This is a genomic window from Thioalkalivibrio sp. ALJ12 (assembly GCF_000378305.1).
In the GTDB taxonomy this organism is placed as follows: domain Bacteria; phylum Pseudomonadota; class Gammaproteobacteria; order Ectothiorhodospirales; family Ectothiorhodospiraceae; genus Thioalkalivibrio.
This window is the reverse complement of sequence record NZ_KB899538.1, coordinates 952,199-974,426: the sequence shown is the minus strand read 5'-3', so window position 1 is coordinate 974,426 and position 22,228 is coordinate 952,199. Positions and strand designations below refer to the sequence as shown.

Annotated in this window: 22 protein-coding genes; 17 read left to right on the top strand and 5 right to left on the bottom strand. The window is 67.8% G+C overall.

Features of this window, described 5'->3' with window-relative positions:
• The first annotated feature begins 74 nt into the window (after positions 1–74).
• A complete protein-coding gene (locus tag F467_RS0104695; RefSeq protein WP_018138603.1) occupies positions 75–920 on the top strand; it encodes an SDR family oxidoreductase in 846 nt (281 codons plus the stop codon).
• A 928-nt stretch (positions 921–1,848) separates the two neighbouring features.
• The gene (locus F467_RS0104690; RefSeq protein ID WP_018137724.1) at positions 1,849–4,626 is read left to right on the top strand and encodes a valine--tRNA ligase; all 2,778 of its coding nucleotides are present in this window, start codon (positions 1,849–1,851) and stop codon (positions 4,624–4,626) included.
• A gap of 29 nt (positions 4,627–4,655) precedes the next feature.
• Here the strand turns inward: F467_RS0104690 and F467_RS0104685 are convergent, their stop codons facing one another.
• Positions 4,656–5,330 carry a YdcF family protein gene (locus tag F467_RS0104685; RefSeq protein WP_018137725.1) on the bottom strand — a complete coding sequence of 225 codons (675 nt, stop codon included), beginning with the start codon at positions 5,328–5,330 and terminating at the stop codon, positions 4,656–4,658.
• A 238-nt stretch (positions 5,331–5,568) separates the two neighbouring features.
• Here F467_RS0104685 and F467_RS0104680 point away from each other — a divergent pair, with 238 nt between their 5' ends.
• The 13 genes from F467_RS0104680 to F467_RS0104620 all read left to right on the top strand — a co-directional run bounded on the left by F467_RS0104680 (position 5,569) and on the right by F467_RS0104620 (position 16,466).
• A complete protein-coding gene (locus F467_RS0104680; protein WP_012981895.1) occupies positions 5,569–5,841 on the top strand; it encodes a phosphopantetheine-binding protein in 273 nt (90 codons plus the stop codon).
• Positions 5,838–6,452, top strand: a complete 615-nt coding sequence (locus F467_RS0104675; RefSeq protein ID WP_018137726.1) for a hypothetical protein — start codon at positions 5,838–5,840, stop codon at positions 6,450–6,452. The genes F467_RS0104680 and F467_RS0104675 overlap by 4 nt, the downstream gene beginning before the upstream one ends.
• A complete protein-coding gene (locus F467_RS0104670) occupies positions 6,449–7,789 on the top strand; it encodes an AMP-binding protein (RefSeq protein ID WP_018137727.1) in 1,341 nt (446 codons plus the stop codon). The genes F467_RS0104675 and F467_RS0104670 overlap by 4 nt, the downstream gene beginning before the upstream one ends.
• Before the next feature lie 3 nt (positions 7,790–7,792).
• Entirely contained in the window at positions 7,793–8,119 is a 327-nt protein-coding gene (locus F467_RS0104665; protein ID WP_018137728.1) for a hypothetical protein, read from the top strand.
• On the top strand, positions 8,116–9,015 hold the full coding sequence (locus tag F467_RS0104660; protein ID WP_018137729.1) for a lipid A biosynthesis acyltransferase: 900 nt from the start codon (positions 8,116–8,118) through the stop codon (positions 9,013–9,015). The genes F467_RS0104665 and F467_RS0104660 overlap by 4 nt, the downstream gene beginning before the upstream one ends.
• A 46-nt stretch (positions 9,016–9,061) precedes the next feature.
• Positions 9,062–9,616, top strand: a complete 555-nt coding sequence (locus tag F467_RS0104655) for a LolA-related protein (RefSeq protein WP_018137730.1) — start codon at positions 9,062–9,064, stop codon at positions 9,614–9,616.
• The gene (locus F467_RS0104650) at positions 9,617–12,007 is read left to right on the top strand and encodes an MMPL family transporter (protein WP_018137731.1); all 2,391 of its coding nucleotides are present in this window, start codon (positions 9,617–9,619) and stop codon (positions 12,005–12,007) included.
• 38 nt (positions 12,008–12,045) lie between these two features.
• Positions 12,046–13,230 carry a beta-ketoacyl-[acyl-carrier-protein] synthase family protein gene (locus F467_RS0104645; RefSeq protein ID WP_018137732.1) on the top strand — a complete coding sequence of 395 codons (1,185 nt, stop codon included), beginning with the start codon at positions 12,046–12,048 and terminating at the stop codon, positions 13,228–13,230.
• Complete coding sequence (locus F467_RS0104640; RefSeq protein ID WP_018137733.1) at positions 13,227–13,985, top strand: beta-ketoacyl synthase chain length factor; 759 nt, start codon at positions 13,227–13,229, stop codon at positions 13,983–13,985. The genes F467_RS0104645 and F467_RS0104640 overlap by 4 nt, the downstream gene beginning before the upstream one ends.
• Before the next feature lie 50 nt (positions 13,986–14,035).
• Positions 14,036–14,491 carry a hypothetical protein gene (locus F467_RS0104635; RefSeq protein ID WP_018137734.1) on the top strand — a complete coding sequence of 152 codons (456 nt, stop codon included), beginning with the start codon at positions 14,036–14,038 and terminating at the stop codon, positions 14,489–14,491.
• Positions 14,488–15,210: a 3-oxoacyl-ACP reductase FabG gene (fabG, locus tag F467_RS0104630; RefSeq protein WP_018137735.1), complete on the top strand. Its 723-nt coding sequence runs from the start codon at positions 14,488–14,490 to the stop codon at positions 15,208–15,210. The genes F467_RS0104635 and fabG overlap by 4 nt, the downstream gene beginning before the upstream one ends.
• A 9-nt stretch (positions 15,211–15,219) precedes the next feature.
• The gene (locus F467_RS0104625) at positions 15,220–15,960 is read left to right on the top strand and encodes a glycosyltransferase family 2 protein (RefSeq protein ID WP_018137736.1); all 741 of its coding nucleotides are present in this window, start codon (positions 15,220–15,222) and stop codon (positions 15,958–15,960) included.
• A gap of 110 nt (positions 15,961–16,070) precedes the next feature.
• Positions 16,071–16,466 (top strand): hypothetical protein, encoded by a 396-nt coding sequence (locus tag F467_RS0104620; RefSeq protein WP_018137737.1) that lies wholly within the window; start codon positions 16,071–16,073, stop codon positions 16,464–16,466.
• A 114-nt stretch (positions 16,467–16,580) separates the two neighbouring features.
• Here the strand turns inward: F467_RS0104620 and F467_RS0104615 are convergent, their stop codons facing one another.
• The gene (locus F467_RS0104615; protein WP_018137738.1) at positions 16,581–17,072 is read right to left on the bottom strand and encodes a YhcB family protein; all 492 of its coding nucleotides are present in this window, start codon (positions 17,070–17,072) and stop codon (positions 16,581–16,583) included.
• Positions 17,073–17,267: 195 nt separating this feature from the next.
• Between F467_RS0104615 and F467_RS0104610 the strand changes: the two genes are divergently transcribed.
• Positions 17,268–17,873: a DUF2459 domain-containing protein gene (locus F467_RS0104610; RefSeq protein ID WP_018137739.1), complete on the top strand. Its 606-nt coding sequence runs from the start codon at positions 17,268–17,270 to the stop codon at positions 17,871–17,873.
• 29 nt (positions 17,874–17,902) lie between these two features.
• On the opposite strand, the gene dacB is transcribed toward F467_RS0104610, so the two are convergent.
• The 3 genes from dacB to efp form a co-directional block, all read right to left on the bottom strand.
• Entirely contained in the window at positions 17,903–19,369 is a 1,467-nt protein-coding gene (dacB, locus tag F467_RS0104605) for a D-alanyl-D-alanine carboxypeptidase/D-alanyl-D-alanine-endopeptidase (protein ID WP_018993775.1), read from the bottom strand.
• 120 nt (positions 19,370–19,489) lie between these two features.
• Positions 19,490–20,455, bottom strand: a complete 966-nt coding sequence (gene epmA / locus F467_RS0104600; RefSeq protein WP_018137741.1) for an EF-P lysine aminoacylase EpmA — start codon at positions 20,453–20,455, stop codon at positions 19,490–19,492.
• Positions 20,456–20,474: 19 nt separating this feature from the next.
• Positions 20,475–21,038 (bottom strand): elongation factor P, encoded by a 564-nt coding sequence (efp, locus tag F467_RS0104595; protein WP_018137742.1) that lies wholly within the window; start codon positions 21,036–21,038, stop codon positions 20,475–20,477.
• A gap of 61 nt (positions 21,039–21,099) precedes the next feature.
• Here efp and epmB point away from each other — a divergent pair, with 61 nt between their 5' ends.
• Positions 21,100–22,164 (top strand): EF-P beta-lysylation protein EpmB, encoded by a 1,065-nt coding sequence (epmB, locus tag F467_RS0104590; RefSeq protein WP_018137743.1) that lies wholly within the window; start codon positions 21,100–21,102, stop codon positions 22,162–22,164.
• Positions 22,165–22,228 lie beyond the last annotated feature (64 nt).

Here is a 22,228-nt window from a genome sequence, read left to right as displayed (position 1 = left end):
AACCCATACTTTGGGACTGGTCTTCCGTACGCCGAAACGTTAGGTTGCGAAAGCACCCAGAGAGATACTGATTCATGGCCAACATCCTGATCATGGGCTGCGGCGATCTCGGCGTCGGCGTCGGAGAACAGCTCGCCGCAGCGGGGCACGCGGTCTGGGGCCTGCGCCGTCAGCCAGAGCGCATCCCGGAACCGATCCAGCCGCTGGCCGGCGACTTCGCCCGCGCGGACGCGCTGCCGCCGCTCCCCGCGGCTCTGGACACCGTCTATTTCATCGCCACCCCGGGCGAGTTCACCGAGGCCGCGTACCGCCGCGCCTATGTCGACGGCCTGCGCAACACTCTGGCCGCTCTGGAGCAGGCCAAACAAAATCCGCGCCGCATCGCGTTCGTCTCCAGCACCTCGGTCTTTGGCGCCGACGACGGGCGCTGGGTGGACGAGACCAGCCCGGCCGAGCCCACCCGTTTCTCCGGGCACTGCCTGCTGGAGGCCGAGCAGTTGCTGGCCGACAGCCCGTTTGCCGGCGTGGTCGTGCGCTTTGGCGGCATCTATGGTCCGGGGCGCGAGTACCACCTGCGCAAGGTCCGCGAGGGCGTGCGTGGCCAGCACGAAGCACCGGTCTGGACCAACCGCATCCACCGTGAGGACTGCGTGGGCCTGCTGACCCACCTGTTTCATCTGGACGACCCCGAGCCGCTTTATCTGGGCGTCGATGACGAACCGGCCCTGCGCCACGAGCTGCTCGGCTGGCTGGCGCAGGAGATGGAGCTCGATCCGCCGGGGACGCCGCCGATGCCGGCTGGCGACGTCCGCGGCAAGCGCTGCCGCAACGGGCGACTGCATGCCAGCGGGTATCGCCTGCGCTACCCCGACTACCGCACCGGCTATCGCGAGCTGCTCCACCGGCTCGCCACCACCTGAGCCAAGCTCTCACCGCTTTCAGGCTGGGCCTGGTTCGGCCTCGGGTGTTCCGAGTGCCTTCGTCCGGCCGCCTGCCAAGCGCTGTCTCGGCAGCGCACCCCGAGGTACTTTCTTGCTTGCCCAAGAAAGTACCCAAAGAAGGGCACCCGGATTCCGCCCGGGGACCTTGCTCCAGGGCCCTCGGGCCGGCGGCGCTGAAACTCGCTTCGCTCAGACAGTCAGCGCCCCCGTTTCTATTTTGAATCGTCCGTCCCGAGGACCCTTCCGCAAGGGGCTTCATACGGGGGGAGAAGGTCAAGACAACGGCGATCCAGAGGTTCGTGCGAGTGGATGGAGGCAAGATGTTCCAACATCTTGGCACGCGCGGCCTACGGCCCTGGCGTGCCGCGCCCGCGAGCGGGCGCCAGGGGGCAGGTAGGATGCTGATGAGCGCAGCGAATCGCATCAGGGTTGCCCCGACGTTGGCTGGTGCGTTTCGCTGCGCTCAACGCACCCTACAGCTCGGGCTTGTCGCGGGTGCTCGAATACCGCCTGTTTTGACCTACCCTCCCGTTATGAGCCCCTTGTGGAGGGCGTGACAGGCCGGGAGAAGGCGCTGACTGTCTGAGCGAAGCCAAAGGCGCAGCGAGTTTCAGCGCCGCCGGCCTGGCGCGTCCGGAGCAAGGTTCCCGGGCGAATCCCGGGCGTGTTTCTTGGTTACTTCTTTGCACGAGCAAAGAAGTAACTCGGGGCGCGCTGCCGAGACAGCGCAGGCAGGCGGCCGGACGAAAGCACCGTAAACACCCGAGGCCGAACCAGGCCCAGCCACTACTGGGCAGGCGGCCAGACAAAACCAATGTAAACACATGAGCGGGCAGCGGGCGGCGCACGCGCCGCGCCGTTATAATGCGCGGCTTTCGCCCATTCCGACCCGAGCGCGCCCGCGATCATGGACAAAAGCTTCGACCCCAAGAGCATCGAGCAGACCCAGTACGAACGCTGGGAGGCTGCGAACATCTTCGCGCCGCCGGAGTCGGGCGAGGCCAGCTACTGCATCCTCCTGCCGCCGCCGAACGTGACCGGAACGCTGCATATGGGGCACGCGTTCCAGCACACCCTGATGGACACCCTGATCCGCTACCGCCGCATGCACGGCGACCGCACCCTGTGGCAGGGCGGCACCGACCATGCCGGGATCGCCACCCAGATGGTGGTCGAGCGCCAGCTCTCCGCCGACGGCAAGGGCCGCCACGACCTCGGACGCGAGAAGTTTCTCGAGGCGGTCTGGGACTGGAAGGACCAGTCCGGCGGCACCATCACCCGCCAGATGCGTCGCCTGGGCGACTCGGTGGACTGGTCGCGCGAGCGCTTCACCATGGACGACGGGCTGTCCGCGGCGGTGCGCGAGGTCTTCGTGCGCCTGCATGAAGAGGGCCTGATCTACCGCGGCAAGCGCCTGGTCAACTGGGACCCGGTGCTGCACACCGCGCTGTCCGACCTCGAGGTGCTGTCGGAGGAGGAAAACGGCCACCTGTGGCACTTCCGCTACCCGCTGGCCGACGGCTCCGGGCACCTGACCGTCGCGACCACGCGCCCCGAGACGATGCTGGGCGATACCGCCGTCGCGGTGCACCCGGAGGACGAGCGCTACCGCCACCTGATCGGCCAGACGATCAAGCTGCCGCTGGTCGGGCGCGAGATCCCGATTATCGCCGATGACTACGTCGAGGCCGAGTTCGGCTCCGGCTGCGTAAAGATCACCCCGGCGCATGACTTCAACGACTACGCGATGGGCCAGCGTCACGACCTGCCGGTGATCAACATCCTGACCATCGACGCCTGCCTGAACGACAACGTACCCGAGGCCTATCGCGGCCTGGACCGCTACCAGGCGCGGCAGAAGGTCGTCGACGACCTGGACGCCCTGGGGCTGCTGGAGAAGATCGACGACCACAAGCTGATGGTCCCGCGCGGCGACCGCTCCGGCACCGTGGTCGAGCCCTATCTGACCGACCAGTGGTATGTGAAGGCCGGCCCGCTGGCCGCGCCGGCGATCAAGGCGGTGGAAGACGGGCGCATCCGCTTCGTGCCGGAGAACTGGTCGAAGACCTACTTCGAGTGGATGCGCAACATCGAGGACTGGTGCATCTCGCGCCAGATCTGGTGGGGCCACCGCATCCCGGCCTGGTACGACAGCGATGGCAACGTGTACGTCGGGCGTTCCGAGGACGAGGTGCGCGAGAAGCACGGCCTGGGCGCCGAGGTGGCGCTGGAACAGGACGAGGACGTACTGGACACCTGGTTCTCCTCCGCGCTGTGGCCGTTCTCCACCCTCGGCTGGCCGCAGGAGACGCCGGAGCTGCGCGCCTTCTACCCGACCAGCGTGCTGGTCACCGGCTTCGACATCATCTTCTTCTGGGTCGCCCGCATGATCATGATGGGCGAGCACTTCATGGGCGACGTGCCCTTCCGCGAGGTGTACGTCACCGGCCTGATCCGCGACTCGGAAGGCCAGAAGATGTCCAAGTCCAAGGGCAACGTGATCGACCCGATTGACCTGATCGACGGCATCAGCGCCGACGACCTGGTGGCCAAGCGCACCCAGGGCCTGATGCAGCCGCAGATGGCCGCGAAGATCGAGAAGACCACGCGCAAGGCCTTCCCCGACGGCTTCCCCGCGTTCGGCACCGACGCCCTGCGCTTCACCCTCGCGGCACTGGCCACCACCGGGCGCGACATCAAGTTCGACCTCGGCCGCATCGAGGGCTACCGCAACTTCTGCAACAAGCTGTGGAACGCCTCGCGCTTCGTGCTGATGAACGTCGAGGGCCACGACTGCTCGGCGGCCACCGACACGGCGGAACACCGCACCCTGGCCGATCGCTGGATCCTCGACCGCCTGGCCGCCACCGCCGCGACCGCCACGCAGCAGCTCGATGCCTACCGCTTCGACCTCGCCGCGCAGACGCTGTACGAATTCACCTGGCACGACTACTGCGACTGGTACCTGGAGCTGACCAAGCCGGTACTGAACGACGACACCACCCCGGATGCAGTCAAGCGCGCCACGCGCAATACGCTGGTCACTGTGCTCGAGGCCCTGTTGCGCCTGCTGCACCCGGTTATGCCGTTCATCACCGAGTCGATCTGGACCAATGTAAAGCCGCATGCGGGGATCGGCGATGACATCGAGTTCCTGGTGCAGTGCCGCTGGCCGGCGCAGGACGGCTTCCCGAATGACGCCACCGCCACCGCCGAGCTCGACTGGGTCAAGGACTTCATCACCGGGCTGCGCCGCATCCGCGCGGAGATGGACATCGCCCCGGGCAAGCCGCTGCCGGTGCTGGTGAAGAACTGGAGCGAGGCCGACCAGGAGCGCTACACGCGCCACCGCGGCCTGCTGGAGTTCCTCGCGAAACCCGAGAGCGTCACCTGGCTGGACGCCGCCGACGAGGCCCCGGAATCGGCGATGGCCCTAGTCGACGAGATGCAGCTGCTGATCCCGCTGGCCGGGCTGATCGACAAGGATGCCGAGCTGGCCCGCCTGGACAAGGAGATCGGCAAGCTCGACAAGAACCTCGAGCAGAGCGAAAAGCGCCTTGCCAACGCGAGCTTCGTCGACCGCGCCCCGGCCGAGGTCGTGCAGAAGGAACGCGACCGCGTCGCCGAGATGCAGGCCACCCGCGACCAGCTCGCCGCCCAGCGCGAACGCATCCGCGCGATGTAGCGGCTGCGACCGCTACTGCAAAGGGCGGGTCAGCTGATCCGGTCGAGCATCCCCTGATGGCGGATCAGCCGGGCGAACAGCCGCCCGGTGTGGTACCAGTGCAACATCCAGATCTCGCGTGCCAGCCGCAGCTGCGGCACTCGCGGCGAGTGCTCGGCAGGGCAGGGACAGACCTCGAGTCCCACCCCGCGCGCGATGGCCACCGCCCGGGGCAGATGGAAGCGACTGGTCACGAGCACGCAGCTCGGCAGGCTGCCGCCGGTACGCTGGGCGAGCAGGTCGCGGGCGTTTTGCAGGTTCTCCAGGGTGTGCCGCGAGTCCTCTTCACAGAAGATGCGAGAGGCCCGGATGCCGCGCTGGCGCAGGAAGGCCGCCCCTGCGGCTGACTCGCTGGGCCCCTCCGGCGAGGTATACCCCCCCAACAGCAGAACGCGGGCCTCCGGGTCGCGCCGCAGCAAGCGCAGGGCCCGCAACAGGCGCAGCCGGTAACCCGGCCCAGGACGCCCCTCTTGTAACTGCTGCCCCAGGACAATGATCCAGGGTGCCCGCCCCGGACAGTGCAGACCGCGCACCCAGAGCTGCATGCGACCCCACAGCGCGAGCCAGCTAAGCCCCGCCGTCAGCACAATGACCAGATTGGACAACCCAAACGTCAGCAGCCCATCCGGCCCGACGCGCCGCAGTCCTACTCGGCCGCCGATCACGACTTGCCCCCCATATCCCCCCCCCTGGCGGCTCGCTGGCGGCCGAGTCGTCTCATCCCATGAGAGCGCCCACTCTGCCGGCCCGCCCCGCAAAACCGCTTGTTCCCTGCATTTGGAGGGTACCACGCCCCCTTGGGGTTGCGTATCATCGGCCCCGGGCTGGAAGGTGCGCGGGAAGCCCAGCACCTTCGCACAGGGAGAGCCGATTTCGGATTACGCCGCTATTTAGGGGAGAGACGTGGCAGCACAAACCGCAATGGAACAGGAAGTCGCCAGGCTGATCGTCGACAGTCTGAATCTCGAAGAGGTCAGCCCCGAGGACATCGAGCCGGAGGCCCCCTTGTTCCGCGAGGGGCTTGGGCTGGACTCGATCGATGCACTGGAGCTGGCGCTGGCCATCTCGCGTGCCTATGGCGTGCAGATCCGCTCCGATGACGAGAACAACCGCCAGATCTTCGCATCCTTGCGGGCCCTGACCGCCCATATCGAGGCGCACCGAGCCACGTCGTGAGTACCCGGATCGCCGCCGTGGTAGCCCTGGGCTACCCGGTGGCCGTGATCGCGGGCAGCTTCCTGGAGCTGCCGCGACTGCCACTGGCGTGGCTGGCGCTGCTCATACTGGTCCTCGCCTGGCCGGCCCTGCCCGTGCTCGGCCGGGGGGTGATAGCCCTGGTGCTGGCCGTGCTAGTGTTGCTTCTGGGTACCGAGCCGGCCGGAAAATGGCTGATCTATGCAGTACCGGTGCTTATCCAGGGGGGCTTGGCATGGCTGTTTGCCCGCTCTCTGCGCCCGGGTTCCACACCCCTGATCACCCGGTATGCGCTGGCCATGGGCGCCTCCGACAGCACGCCGGTGCATCGCTATACGCGGCGGCTGACGGCCGCCTGGGCCCTGCTGTGCGGTGGACTCGCCCTGTTGTCGGCGGTACTGGCGGTGGCGGTATCCACCACCACCTGGGCCTTGTTCGCAAATGGGATCAACTATCTGTTCCTGGCGGCGCTGTTCATGCTGGAATATCCGTTACGGCGCTGGCTCCTGTGCGACGAACCACGGGCGGGTTTCCTGCCCTACCTCGCCGCGCTGGCACGCGCCGACCACCGCCACATCCTGAGACAACGATGAGGGACTCGAACACGCAAGCGCTGATTGCCGACCACCCAACGCCACTGGCCTGGGTGGCAGGACGCTGTGTCTCGCGGACCGCGTTTCTGGCGGATGTCCGCGCCCTCGCCCGGCGAATCCCGGCCGGTGGAGCCCACTTCAACCTGTGCGAGGATCGCTATCGCTTTGCCGTCGCGTTTGCCGCGATCCTGCTGCGCGGGGGCACTAACATCCTCCCCCCGAACCGCGCCCGGACAACCCTGAGCGAGATCGCCGAGCGTCATCCCGGCGCGCACGCACTGGTGGACGAGCGCGACCTCAGTGTCACCATCCCCGTCATTCCCGTCACCGCGGACGGGACAGGGCACGCCCACAATGCGGGTGCGACCCCCGAGATCCCGTCGAATCAGATGGCGGTGCATGCCTATACCTCGGGCAGCACCGGACAGCCCACTGCCCACAGCAGGAGCTGGAACAGCCTTCACGTCGTGACCGCACAGGCCCTGCGCCGCTTCGGACTGGATGCCGACGGGGGAACACTGGTGGGAACGGTCCCCGCACAACACATGTACGGCCTGGAGTCCACGGTGCTGTATGCCCTGCTCGGCCCCTGCACGCTGCTGGCCGAGCGCCCGTTCTTCCCGGACGATATCCGCCAGGCCCTGGCCGAGCATGCCCCGGCAAACCTCGTCACGACCCCGTTTCACCTGGACGCCTGCCTGCGGGCGGGGCTGACCTGGCCCAGAGCGGCGCGCATCCTCAGCGCCACCGCCCCACTGGAAAAAGGCCGCGCACGGGCCGCGGAAACACTGTTTGGCACGACCGTCCGCGAGATCTACGGCTGCACCGAGGCCGGGGCCATCGCCAGCCGCGAGACGGCCCGGGAGTTCCTGTGGACGGTCTATGACGGGATTGCCCTGACAACCCAGGACAGCGACCGGGTGGCAGTACAGGGGCCCCAGCACCCGGCACCAGTCCCCCTGCCCGACCGCATCGAACGGGAAGATGCCCGGCGCTTCCGCATGCGCGGGCGCCTGGCGGATCAGCTTAATATCGCCGGCAAGCGCGCCTCTCTTGCCGAGCTGAACCGGCGCCTGAATGCCATCCCCGGGGTACTGGACGGCGTGTTCATCCCGCCCAACCCCGGACAGGACAGCGGGACTGCCCGTCTGGCTGCGATCGTGGTCGCCCCGGAGCGCTCCGAGGCCGAGATCCTGGCCGCACTGGCCGAAACCACGGACCCGCTGTTCCTTCCGCGCCCCCTGGTGATGGTGGATGCCCTTCCCCGCAGCGCGACGGGCAAGCTCCCGCGCCAGGTCCTGCTGGACTTGCTGGATCAGCACGGTCAGTGCGCCTGAACAATGGCCCCAATCATTGCCACGCGCCGCATCCCGGCCAGCCACCCCTCACTGCCCGGGCATTTCCCCGGTCAGCCCGTCGTACCGGGCGTGGTCATCCTGGGCTCGGTGGACGCCGTCGCGCGCGGAAGCGGCCTGGGGCCGGTGGCGGCCCTGCCACGGGCCAAGTTCCTGGCGCCATTGCTCCCGGAGGTCGATTTCCGGGTGGAGATTGACCCCCCTGGTACCAGCGGCCTGCGCGCATTCCGCGTTATCCGCGACGGTACGGAGCCCCCCGAACTCCTGTGTAGCGGGCAACTGAAACTGCACGACGCCGGACAACCGGCGTGAGCCGGGGGTGGTTCAGCCAGGGGGAGCGAGGGTCCCCCCTGGCGCTGCGCATCATCTTGTGGGTTGCCTTGCATCTCGGGCGACCGGCCGGGCGCGTACTGCTGTACCCGATAACCGCCTATTTTCTTCTGTTCGCTCCCAAGTCCCGGGGGTCCAGCCGGGACTACCTGCGCCGCGTGCTCGGACGCGAACCGCGCCTGCGCGAGATTGCCCGGCACTTCCACAGCTTCGCGGCCGTGATCCTGGACCGCGTCTTCCTGCTGGCCGGCAAGGACGAGTGCCTGGATCTTCAGGTTCACGATCGCGAGATCTTCCTCGAACATGTCGAAAGTGGCCACGGGGCCCTGCTGCTGGGGGCACACCTGGGCAGTTTCGAAGCCCTGCGGGTACTCGCGGTCGGCAAAAACGACTTTCCCGTTCGCGTGCTGATGTACCGCAATCACAATCAGCGCATCACCCAACTGCTGGAGGCGCTCAACCCCGAGATCGCCGCGACGGTCATCCCCCTGGGCGATACCGAGACCCTGCTGCACGCACGCGACTGCCTGGAACAAGGGGGGATTGTGGCCACCCTGGCCGATCGCGTGGCCGAGAGCGACAAGATGGTCGAATGTCGTTTCCTCGGGGGACGGGCCTTTTTTCCCCAGGGCCCCCTGCTAATGGCCGCCGTTCTGAAGGTCCCGGTCATCCTGTGCTTCGGCCTCTATCGCGGCGGCAATCGCTACGATATCGTCTTTGAACGCTTTGCCGACGTCATCGAGGCGCCCCGCGGCCGACGCGAAGAGGCCCTGGCCGAATGGGTGCAACGCTACGCCGATCGCCTCGAGGCACGCGTGCGCGAGGCCCCGTACAACTGGTTCAACTTCTATGATTTCTGGAATGACTCGTCTCGCTAAGCCTTGCTTCCGGCAACTGCCCGGGGTCCGGGCACTGGCCCTGGCGGTGCTCCTGCTGACTTGCCCGCTGTTCGCACAGGCGGAGACCTCCGGCGACACACTGGACCAGATCCTGGAGGCACTGGCCGACAATCCGCCTTCACGTATCGACTTTCGCGAAACCCGCCAGGACCCCCTGCTCGAATTCCCGGAGACCCGGACCGGCACGCTGGTGTTCGAGCCACCGGACACCCTGGAGCGCCGGATGGATGGCGACGGCGGCGAACGCGTGCGGATCGAGGGGCGCGAAGTGATCGTGGAGCGCCGAGGCTCCAGCCGCGAGGTGGACCTGGACGAGCAGCCGGGCCTGGCCGCGTTTGCCGCCTTGTTCCGCTCCCTCGCCAAGGGGGAACGCGAGGGACTGGAAGAACACTTCGAGGTCGAGACCGAAGGCGACCTGGAGGCCTGGAGGCTGGAACTCACCCCGCGTGACCGCGCCCTTCGTCGCATGATCCTCGGACTCGACCTCCAGGGCGAGGGCGGTGCCCTCCTGCGTCTGGACACCGAGGAATCCGGAGGGCGCCACAGCCGCATGCAGCTCGATCCGCAAGACGGCGACTGATTGGTGCCGAATCGCTTCCCCCTGTCACCGGGACCGGCACTCTGGCTGATCGGGCTGCTGGTGGCAGCCAGCATCCTGCTGTGGCGGGGCGAACTGGTCACCGACCTCCAGGGCTTCACCCCGGAGCCGGTCACCGAGACCGGGATTGCGCTGGACCCCGGGGGCGGCCCGGCCGGACAGGTCCTGCTGCTGGGCATCGAAGGCGGGAACAGCCAGGCACGCGCGGATGCCAGCGACCGTCTGGTCCAGGCGCTGCGCGACCACCCCGCGGTCGCGGAGATCCACAACGGGCGTCTCGACCCGGATGACCCCGCCCTGGATTTCCTGCTTGAGCACCGCTATCTCCTGAGCCCCGAGGTCACCCCGGAGCGCTTCTCGGTCGACACCCTGCGCGACCGGCTCGGGGAACGCCGGGAGGACCTCAGTAGTGCCGCCCCGCTGATGCCCCGGGAACTGATCGGCCGCGACCCCACGGGCGAATCACTGGTGGTGCTCGAGCAGTTGGGACAGGCCGGTGGCGGGGGCGAACGCGACAGCCACGGCGTCTGGGTCGACCCCGAGCGCGATCGGGCCCTGCTGGTCCTGCACAGCGCGGCCGAAGGCATGGACCTGGACGGTCAGGAGTCGCTCCTGAAGGCACTGGACGAGGCCTTTGCCGACTACACGGACGATCTGGACCTGCTCGTCGCGGGGCCCGCGGTGATTGCGGTCGAATCACGCGGGCGCATCCGCGGCGAGATCACCACCTTCAGCCTGGCCGCCAGCCTGGCCCTGGCCACACTCCTGCTGGTCGTATTCCGCCACCCCCACCCGGTCTGGCTCGCGGCCGTTCCGCTGGCCACCGGCATCCTGGCCGGGGCGGCGGTCGTGACCGTGGTATTCGGCCACCTGCACGGGATCGCACTGGCGTTCGGCATTACCGTGCTGGGCATCGCGCTCGACTACCCATTGCACCTGTTCGCGCACAGCCGGCAGCCCCCGAGTGACGGGATGCGCGGCGTGGCGCGCGAGCTGTGGCCGGCGATTGGCCTGGGTGCCGGGAGCACGGTACTGGTCTACGCGCTGATGGCGATCACGGGGTTTTCCGGCATGGCCCAGCTCGGGCTGTTCGTGCTGACCGGCGTCGGCGTGGCCGCGATCACCACGCGCTGGGTACTGCCCCGCCTGATGCCGCAGGCGCTGCAGCGTGACGGGGTACCCCCGGCCCGCCTGCCGATACCGACCGCTCTGACGCAGCCGCCAGTGACGGCGCGCTGGATCCTGGCCGCCTCCGTGCTGGGGGCGCTGGTGGTCATCGCCAGCGCCGACCCGTTCCCCTGGGAGGACAACCTGGGCGCACTGCACCCGGTGCCGCAGGAACACATCGACCGCGACCGCGAACTGCGCCACGCCCTGGGGCTTCCGGATATCCGCCATGCCCTGCTGATCACCGCACCCGACCCCGAACGGGCGCTGCAGGCCGCCGAGGCACTGACCCCGGGCCTTGAAGATCTGCGCAACCAGGGGGCGCTGACCGCCTACGACCATGCGGCCCAGGCCCTGCCGAGCCAGGCACTGCAGCGCGCACGCCAGGGTTCCCTGCCCACCACGGACACCCTGCGCGAACGGCTGGATACCGCCGTCGACGGGCTGGGCTTTCGCACGGATGCCTTCGATCCCTTTCTGGAGGATGTAGCCCGGACCCGTGACCTGGAGCCGCTGAGCCCGGGCACACTGCCCGACGGCCCGCTGCGTCAGACGGCAGGCACCCTGCTGATGCCGGACGAGGACCGCGGCGACTGGATGGCCTGGGTACGGCTAAGCGGCATGGAGGATGCAACCGCGGTGAGGCAATGGCTGCAGCGGGAGCCGCTAGCGGACCTGCCCGCCCTGGCCGATGTGGGCGTGCAGCACGTGGATTTCCTGCGCGCCTCGGAGGACCTGGTCAGCGGATTCCGCGATCAGGCACTGGAGCGGCTGGCCCTCGGCGTGGTGGCCGTCGCCCTGTTGCTGCTGCTGGTCACCCGCGCCCCCGGGCGCAGCCTGCGCATCCTGACCGCGGTAGGGAGCGGGCTGGTCCTGACCGTGGCTGCGCTGATCCTGCTCGGGATTCCCTTGTCCCTTTTCCATCTGATCGCGCTGCTGCTGATCGTTGGCCTGTGCCTGGACTACGCCGTATTTTTCAGCCGTCCGCTGAGAGACCTGAAGGCACGGCAGAACACGGCCGCTTCGGTCAGCATCTGCGCATTGTCCACCGTGGCCGTGTTTGGCCTGCTGGCCCTTTCCAGTCTTCCGGTATTGCGGGCCATGGGGCTCACCGTGGTGTTGGGCGTGGTATTTTCCTTTCTCGCAGCCGCGCTTCTGGCGCAGCCCCCCCTGTCGCGCCGTACAGTAGGCACTAACAATCCCTGACCCCACCGCCAACAGTCCCGCCAATCGCAGCCCGCCGAATGAATCCACTCGTAATCTCCGCCCACACCCTGACCGCCGCCACCGGAACTGGCCGCCAGGCCAATGCCGACGCACTGCAAAAAGGGCATAGCGGGCTGCGCGCCTGCGACCTGAACTCCGTACAGCTGGACACCCACATCGGGCGCGTGGCGGGTGTGGAGGACATCGTGCTGACGGATCACCTGGCCCCATTCCAGTGCCGCAACCACCAGCTGGCCGAGCTGGGGCTGCGCCAGGATGGCTTCATCGAGGCCGTCGAGATCGCGCGCGAACGCTACGGTGCCGGACGCATTGCGGTCTTGATGGGGACCAGCACCTCGGGGATCGCCGCGACGGAGCAGGCCTACCACCGCCGCGACCCGGACACCGGGGACCTGCCACCGGACTACGACTACCAGCACACCCAGAATATGTTCTCGCTGGCCGATTTCGTCGGCACCCGGCTCGGACTGCGGGGACCAGCGATGGTGGTCTCCACGGCCTGCTCGTCCAGCGCCAAGGTCTTTGCCGATGCCGAACGCTTTATTGCGGCCGGGCTCTGCGATGCCGCGGTGGTCGGCGGTGTCGACACCCTCTGCGGGATGACGCTGCACGGGTTCAACGCGCTGCAACTCGTGGCACCGGGACCCTGCCGCCCGCTGCATGCCGAACGCGCCGGCATCTCGATCGGCGAGGCCGCCGGATTCTTCCTGCTGGAGAGGGCCGACAGCCACGCCGCCGGCCCTCGACTGGTCGGCCACGGCGAATCCAGCGATGCCCACCATATGTCTGCCCCGCATCCGGAAGGACTCGGTGCAGCGCGCGCGATGGAGCAGGCCCTCGCGCGGGCACAGCGGTCCGCCGAGGCCATCGACTATGTGCTCATGCATGCCACCGCGACCCCGGCCAACGACCGCTCCGAGGCGCGCGCCCTGGCGCGCCTGTTTGGCGCAAAGAGCCGCGCCACCGGCACCAAGGGCCTGACCGGCCATACCCTCGGGGCGGCCGGCGCCGTCGGGGTCGCGCAGGCACTGGCCAGCCTGGAGCGGGGCTTCGTGCCGGCTACGGCGGGGCTCGACCACCTGGACCCGGGGCTTGAACTGGACGCCCGAGGGGCCGCTGAGGAACGCGACATCCGGCACGTACTGGTGAACGCATTCGGCTTTGGCGGCAACAACTGCAGCCTGCTGCTGGAGGCCGCATGAAGGTTGGTATTGCGGCCATCGGCCTGCTGGGCCCGGGGCTGGCCGATTTCGCCTCGGCGCGCCACATCCTCGCCGGGCAGGAACCCCATGAGCGGGCGCCGGTGGCCATCCCGTCGACCACCCTGCTGCCGGCCAACGAGCGCCGCCGCACGACGGACACGATTCGCCTGGCGCTGAAGGTCGCGGAGGAGGCCACGGCCGACTGCGACCGCAGCCAGCTGCGCTCGGTGTTCGCCTCGTCCTCTGGAGATATGGATATCATCGACCGTATCTGCGAGGCCCTGACACAGGCGGAGCCCATGGTCTCGCCCGTGCAGTTCCATAACTCGGTCCACAACGCACCGGCCGGCAACTGGTCGATCGCGACCGCGAATCCGGCCCCGGCAACGGCCATCTCCGGGTTTAATGCGACGCTGGCGGCAGGGCTGCTGGAGGCCGAGGGTGGCGACGTCCTGCTGGCCGCCTACGATGTCGCATCCATGGTCACATTCCGGCGTGTACGCCCCATCACCGAGCCGTTTGCCGTCGGCCTGCGCCTGAGTCCCGCGGGCGCCGGGCGGCCCACACTCGAGCTGGCGCTGGGAGAAGGCGGCGATCCCACCCCCTGCCGCCAGGATTCACTCGAGGCCCTGCGCGGCACCAACCCCGCCGCCCGCGCCCTGCCCCTGCTGGAGGTGCTCGCGCGCGGCGAAGGCGGTCATGTTACGCTTGCCGCGCCGCTGGGACGATCACTGGAGATCCGCGTCACGCCCTGATCTCCCGGTGGTTCGCCTCTCGCATTAACAACGGATCAGGACGATCCCGCATGAAGGCCGCCAGCCCCCAACTGAACCACGAGGCAATCTGCCGCCTGCTGCCGCATGCAGGCGCGATGTGCCTGCTGGAGGCCGTGGTCGAATGGGACGAACAGGCGATCCGTTGCCGCGCCATCAGCCACCGCGCTCCCGAAAACCCCTTGCGCAACACCACCGGGCTCCCGGCCCTGTCGGCGCTGGAGTACGGCGCCCAAGCGATGGCCGTGCATGGAGCCCTGCTGGCCGATGCCGGACCACCCAAGGCCGGCTTCCTGGCCGCGGTCCGCAACCTGCGCGTGCACCGGACTCTGCTGGACGACCTGAACGCGGACCTCGACATCACAGCCCACAGCGTGATGTCGGATCGCTACAGCTCCATCTATGATCTCGAGGTATCGGCCGACGGCGAGCCCGTCCTGTCCGCGCGCGCGACCGTGATCCTGCAAACCGAGGACACCCCGACATGAGCCATCGCGCACTGATCACCGGCGCCAGCGGCGCCATCGGCCAGGCCATCGCGCGGGCTCTGGCCGATAGCGGCTGCGAGGTCCTGCTGCACGCACACCGCAACCCGGGCCCCGCCTGGGATCTGGCCGAACAGATTCACTCCGACGGCGGTCAGGCGGATGTCCTGGTCTTCGACATCACCGACGCCGATGCCGCGCGGGCGCAGCTGGAGCCCGTCGCGGCTGCGCAGCCGGTGCAGATCCTGGTGCACAACGCGGGCGTGCACGACGACGCCCCGCTGGCCGGCATGAGCCCGGAACAATGGGCCCGCCCGATCGATGTCGCGCTGAACGGGTTCTATAACGTGGCCCAGCCACTGCTGCTGCCGATGATCACGACCCGCTGGGGGCGCGTGATTGCGATCTCCTCGGTGGCCGGCGTGGTCGGCAACCGCGGCCAGGCCAACTACGCCGCGGCCAAGTCGGGACTGCACGGGGCCATCCGCTCGCTGGCGCAGGAGGTCGGGTCGCGCGGCATCACGGCCAATGCGGTCGCGCCGGGGATTATCGAGACCGCGATGAGCGAGTCCAGCTTCGACGCCGAGACGATCAGGCGCATGGTGCCCGCGCAGCGCGCCGGACGCCCCGAGGAGGTCGCCGGACTGGTGGCGTATCTGGCCTCCGAGCAGGCCGGCTATGTCTCCGGCCAGGTGATCGGCATCAATGGCGCGCTGGCCTGACCCGAGACGATGGCGGCCGTCCACGCACTGATACCGGCCCATAACGAGGCCCCCACGATCGCCGCGGTCGTCGCGGCCACGCGAGCCCATGTCGACCGGGTACTCGTGGTCGACGACGGCTCGCGAGACGGCACTGCCGACCGCGTCCCAACCGAACCCGGGGTGATTGAAGTCCTGCGGCTGCCGGAAAACCGTGGCAAGGCGAACGCGCTGTGGACGGGCATGCAGTACGCCCTGGAACAGGGAGCGGATGCCATCATCACGCTGGATGCGGACGGCCAGCACGATGCCTCGGAGATCCCGAACCTGATCGCCGCCGGGCACGCCCACCCCCATCATCTGGTGATCGGGGCACGGCTCAAGGGCCGGGAAACAACGCCCCCTCTGCGCCTGTTCGGCAACCGCACCGCCGACTTCTGGATAGGCTGGGCCTCGGGGCAACCCCTGCGCGATTCGCAGTCCGGCTTTCGTCTGTATCCGGCAGCACTGCTGCAGCAACTGCAACTACCCCATGGCGCGCGCCGCAGCTTCGTATTCGAGAGCGAGGCCCTGATCGAGGCCGAACGCCTGGGCTTCCCGGTCACCCTGGTGCCCGTGCGCTGCATCTATCCGGACCAGCACCGCGCCAGCCATTTTCGGGCCGCCACCGACACCCTGCGCATTATCCAGATGGTCGCCCTGCGCCTGCTGGCACGTGGCCTGCACCCGCTCGGTCTATTGAGGCACCTGGGACTGCTGCGCAGACCCTGAAAATCACCGCAAGGGTCGGATTCACAAACCTTTTTCCAGGGCGGGAATGGCAATTCGCGGTCACGCTGCCTACACTGCGAGGTGATCATCCACCATCAAGGACGACACCAATGTCTGCAAGACTCCTGCTGATCCTGCTCGTGGCCAGCGTACTCGTACTCGCGGGCTGCCGCGGTACCGCACCGGTGCATGATGTCAGCGACACCACAGTCACCGATGTGCACGGCGAGCGCCCGAACGCTGAGCAGATGCAACAGGCGATCCGCAATGCCGGCGCGGCACTGGGCTGGCAGATGAGCGAAACCGAGCCCGGCCTGCTCGAAGGTCGGCTGTCGCTGCGCGACCATATTGCAGTGGTCGAGATCCCCTACAGCGACGGGGCGTACAGCATCCGCTACAAGGACAGCTCGAACCTCGACTACGAGGATGGCCGCATTCACCCGAACTACAACAACTGGGTGCAGAATCTGGACAACCAGATCCGCGCGGAAATCTCGGCGCTCTAATCCCGTTACCCCCGTATAGCCACCCCGACAAACAGAAAGGCCGGGCATACGCCCGGCCTTTCTTTCGTCCGCTCCCGCGATTACACCTCGCCAGCGGAAGGAGTATTCGCCCGCCTAATCGACCCGCGGACGCGACGGCGACTGCTCGGTGTCGGAGGACTCGCGGTAGTCGCTCTCGTAGCGCCGGTCGGGTGCATCGCCCTCCGGCTCCGAGTCGCGTTCACGGTGACCGCGGCCCTCACTCGGACTGTCGCCGTAATCACGATTCGGCACGTTCGACAACAGACGTCCTGCACGATCCTCCAGACGGTCCCGGGTCGGCTTGTCCGCCAACTCCTCCGCACTCTGGGCGAGGTGGTGGTAGAGGTCGCGATAGGAACCGGCCATGGTGGCGAACAGGGTAGCGGTGCGATCGAAGTGATCGTTGACCTGACCGCGATAGCGCGTCAGCTCCTGCATGCGCCGATCCAGCTCTTCCTCCAGCTCGCGGATCAGTTTGCGTTCGTCACTGGTCACGCGGCCGACCCAGAAGCCCACCAGACCGGCCACCACGATTGCCAGAATCCCGAGGGCCGTCCACAGCCCGACTGCCGTTTGATCTTCCACTGTCACCTTCCGCGAGGAAACACGGCCGCCATTGTGCCGTACGACCGTCGCGAACGCACTCGCCGTCCCCATTCCCGGCCATGCTAATCTCGCTCAACGCGAACCGCGTCAATGGAACCCGCCCGAACGGGTGACGGACAACGATGCGATCGGCTGTCGCGATCGTCGACACACACAGCCAAAGGCCCCCGAACCATGCGCCCAAGGCAGACCACACACTGGCTATACCTGATCCTGGGCATCGGCCTGGCCGGGCTGCTGTCCGGCTGCGCCCCGACCACCCTCAAGGCCCCGGCGGAGCCCGAAGACCCGGTGACCGTGGCCGTGCTCGACCACGGCCGCCACTCCAGCCTGGTGCTGCCGACCGAGCCGCCCGGGCACTGGCTGCGCTATTCCTATGGCGACTGGTCGTTCTATGTCGAACGCAATACCGGACCGGGCGCGATGCTCGCGGCCGTCTTCGCCTCGACCCGTGCAGCACTGGGGCGCCAGGAACTTGAGGGCGCCGACCTGAACACTGCCGTGCGCGGGGGTCTGCGGGTCCCGCTGGAGGACATCCACCACATCGAGGTCCCCGCCACGCGGGCGCAGGCGCTGATCGAAAAGCTGGAGGCCATATGGGAAGAAGGGGCCGACGAGCGCGTCGACTCCGCGGCCTGGGGCATGAGCTTCGTCCACCATCCGGATGCCTACACCCTGCGCCACAACTCGAACCGCGTGGTCGCCCAGTGGCTGGAGAGCCTGGACGTCGAGGTATCGAAGAAACCGGTGCTCTCGAACTGGCAGGTCGAAACCCGCTAAACCAGGGAAACCCTGAGATCGGTGTTTCCCTAGAGCCCGTGCGCCCACTCCAGGACCGCATCCTGGAGATTGCGCCCATGCCCGATATGCGCACGCGGCCCATTCACCAGCACTGTGACGATCACGTCATCGCCGCTGGACGTGCGGACATAGCCCGCCACCGCCGAGACCTCGTTGATGTGCCCGGTCTTCAGGTGCATCTGCCCGCGCAGGTCGCCATTGCGGAAACGGTTGCGCAGGGTACCGTCCAGCCCCGACAGGGCCAGGGACGACTGGAACTCGGGCCGATGCGGGTGCTTCCAGCCCGCCTCGAGGATCTCGCCGAGCTGGCGCGCGGTCATGCGGGCATCGCGGCTGAGGCCCGAACCGTTGTCGACCACCATACCGCCGACATCCACCCCCAGATCGCGCAGTGAGTCGACCAGGGCCTCGCGCCCCTTGTCCATCGTCGCGGGCGGGCCGTTCTTGCGCGCCCCCAGGGTCAGCAGCAAGTGATCGCTCATGACATTCGAGCTCCACTTGTTGGACACCCGGATCAGATCGGACAGGGGCCGCGAGCGATGGCGCACAATCGGCTCGTCATGCAGCACGGGCAGCACGCCGGTACGCACCCTGCCCGTCAGTTCGCCGCCCCATTGATCCCAGGCCATGCGAAACATCTCGGCATGATTGGCCTCCGGCGAGAGTACCGAGCGCAACATCTCGTAGTTGCCACAATTCACCGGGTACTGACCGGAAAAGGTCACCCGCTGGGCGTCCTGATCGACATTGAACTGGATACCCCGCTGCCACTCGCCACACCCCCCTCGGGTCGGCTGCAGACGGTTGACGACCTCGAGCCCGGGCAGCGGCGGATCGACCACCACGTCGATGCCGTTGCCGCGGCGCTCGGGACGCACGTGGAAGCGCTGGGAATTGGAATTCACGTGCAGGGCATACGGCAGCTGGTTGTACGCCCGCAGTGGCTGACGGTTGAAGTCTCCAGGGTTCCCATTCGGGAGCTGGAAGTGGCTGGCATCCAGGATCACATCGCCCTCGATGCGCTTGAGCCCGGTTCGGCGCAGCTCGCCGATCATGCGCCAGTACTCCTCGCTCACCATACCCGGATCGCCAGTCCCGCGGATCACCAGGTCCCCACGCAGTACACCGTCCTGGATCGGGCGGGTGGCCCAGATCTCGGTCGTCCATGTGTAGTTGGGGCCGAGTTCGTGCAGGGCCGCCAGCGAGGTGGCCAGCTTGACCGTGGAGGCCGGGTTATAGGGGGTATCGGCATTCAGCCGGGCCAGCACGGCCCCGTCCGGGACCCGCTGCACCCAGAGACCCACTGAGTCGGGGGACAGCCCCTGGGCCTGGATTGCCCGCTGTAGTGGCGCAGGCAGGTGTTCGAACTGCGCCTGCGCCGGCTGCACGGCCAGCAACAGCGCGACACACAGCGTCCAGGGAGACAAGGCCCGGCGGAACGACCGTCGGGAGAACCAGAAAAAACACTTGCGCATCGAAGCTACCATCCCGAAGCAGACACCGGATCGACGCCACAATAGTCACCCGCAACGGGGGGGCTGACAAGCCCCGGATCGGCGCAACGCCGGCCCTGCCGGACAAACCCGCAAACCGCCTCAGGCGGACTCGAACGGGAAATCGATCACCTGCTCGATACGCTCCACCCCCAGCAGCCGCATCAGCAGACGATCGACCCCCAGTGCCACCCCGGCACACTCGGGCAGCCCCGACGCCAGCGCGGCCTCCAGATGGGCATCGGGCTGGGGCAGGACCTGGCCACGCTGCCTGCGCAGCGCCTGGTCGCGATCGCGACGTTCGCGAAACTGGGCGAGGTCGCTCAACTCGTGGTAGCCGTTGGCCAGTTCCAGCGCACCCCAGTACACCTCGAAGCGCGCCGCGAGCCGGGCATCATGTTCGCAGGGACGTGCCAGCACCGCCTGGCTCTCCGGGTAGTCGTGCACCACGGTGAGCCGGTCGCCCGGAAACGCCGGTGCAATCGCCAGACTGATCAGGAGATCCAGCCAGGCATCACGATCCAGCTCGCCCTCGATATCCAGCCCCTGCCGTGCCGCGACGGCCTGCAGTTCGTCGGCATCCGCCACCAGCGGATCCACACCCAGATGCTCCTGAAACAACGCCTGATACGAGATCTCGCGCAGGCGGGCCGGACGCCTCCAGCGCGTATCCAGCGCCGCCTGGTTCATGATCAGGGCCACCACCTCGCGCGCCAGACGGTGATGATCCATCCCGTGGCGGTACCATTCCAGCAGTGTGAATTCGGGATTGTGACGGGGCCCCGATTCGCCACCGCGAAAGACGCGCGCGAGCTGGTAGATGTCCGGTGCGCCATCCGCCAGCAGGCGTTTCATCGGGTATTCCGGCGAGGTCTGCAGATAGCCACTGGCGCCGTCCGGGCTGGTTGCAGTCCAGCTCTCGACCATCGGATCCAGAGGCGCGCCACGGCTCAGTATCGGGGTCTCCACCTCGAGCACATTGCGTGCGGCAAAGAACCCGCGCAGGCCGGCCAGCAGCCGCGCGCGCGCCTCCCGGGCCGCCGCGGCGCCCGGTCGCCAGTCAGTCATGCCCGGCCGCCCGCGGCAATCAGACGCGCGAGACGTACTCGCCGGAGCGGGTGTCGACCTTGACCGTCTCGCCTTCCTCGACGAACAGCGGGACCTTGACCACCGCACCGCTCTCGAGCGTTGCGGGCTTGGTGCCGCCCTGGGCGGTATCACCGCGCACGCCCGGGTCGCACTGGGTAATCTTCATCTCGACAAAGGACGGCGGCACCACCGACAGCGGTTCGCCGTTCCACAGGGTTACGGTGCAGACGTCCTGCTCCTTCAGCCATTGACCGCAGCCACCGAGCGCGGCCTCGCCGACCGCGTACTGCTCGAAGGTGTCCGGCACCATGAAATGCCAGAACTCGCCATCGTTGTAGAGGTACTGCATCTCGGTATCCATGACATCGGCCGCCTCGACCGACTCACCGGACTTGAAGGTCTTTTCCAGCACCCGCCCCGTGCGCAGGTTGCGCAGCTTGACGCGGTTGAAGGCCTGGCCCTTGCCTGGCTTGACGAATTCGTTCTCGACGATGGCCTGCGGGTCGCCATCCAGCAGGAGTTTGAGACCGGCCTTGAATTCGTTGGTACTGTAGGTTGCCATTGCGCGTCAGTCCTCAAGCGATTGCGTGGCGCGGACATGACCGCCCACTAACGAGTCCGCCATGCCCACAAAGCCCATCATGATAACGCGCACGCCGCGGGGAACCCAGCCGAGCGACCGAACCCACACGGGGGACACCACCCCGGCCTGGCAGCAGGCGCTCGCCCGCGCGATCCGCGACCCCGAGACCCTGGCCCGCGAACTGGAACTGGACCCGGCTCACCTGCCCGGCCTGCACGCGGGCCATACCCTGTTTCGGGTGCGCGTGCCGAGGAGCTACCTCGCACGCATGCGCAAGGCGGACCCGCAAGACCCGCTGCTGCTGCAAGTCCTCCCGCAGCAGCAGGAGAGCGAGGAACACCCGGGCTTCGTGGCGGACCCGGTGGGCGACCACGACGCCCTGGCCGCCCCGGGTCTCGTGCACAAGTACCACGGTCGCGTGCTGTTGCTGACGACCGGGGCCTGCGCGGTGCACTGTCGCTACTGTTTCCGCCGCGAGTTTCCGTATGCCGAGCACAACGCGTCCCAGGAGGACTGGGCGCCAGCGCTTGCCTACATCCACGCCGACAGCTCCATCCGCGAGGTAATCCTGAGCGGCGGTGACCCCCTGTCGCTGTCGGATCCCCGCCTCGCCGATCTGGTCCGGCGGCTGGAGGCCATCCCCCACCTCGAGCGCCTGCGCATCCACACGCGGCTGCCGGTCGTCCTGCCGGAGCGGGTGGACAACCAGCTGCTCAACTGGCTGGGCAAGGGACGCCTGCATCATGTACTGGTCCTGCACGCCAACCACCCCAGGGAGTTTGCCGACCCGGCCGCCGCCGCCCTTGCGCGTCTGCGCGCGCGCGGCATCACACTGCTGAACCAGGCGGTACTGCTGGCCGGGATCAACGATGACCCGGACACCCTGTGCGAGCTCCAGGAGGACGGTTTTCGCCACGGTATCCTGCCCTACTACCTCCACCTGTTAGACCGCACACGGGGCACCGCCCACTTCGAGGTCACGGAACAGCGCGCGCTGGAGCTGCACCAGGCCCTGCATGCCCGGCTGCCCGGCTACCTGGTGCCCCGCCTGGTCCGCGAGGTCCCGGGCGAGCCCGGCAAGACGCCCCGTTGGGCCGGGCTATGAAGGCGCGCACAGAGGCCTTGATTAGCAGCCCCCTCGGGAGGTGCTACAGTGAACGGATGCCCGG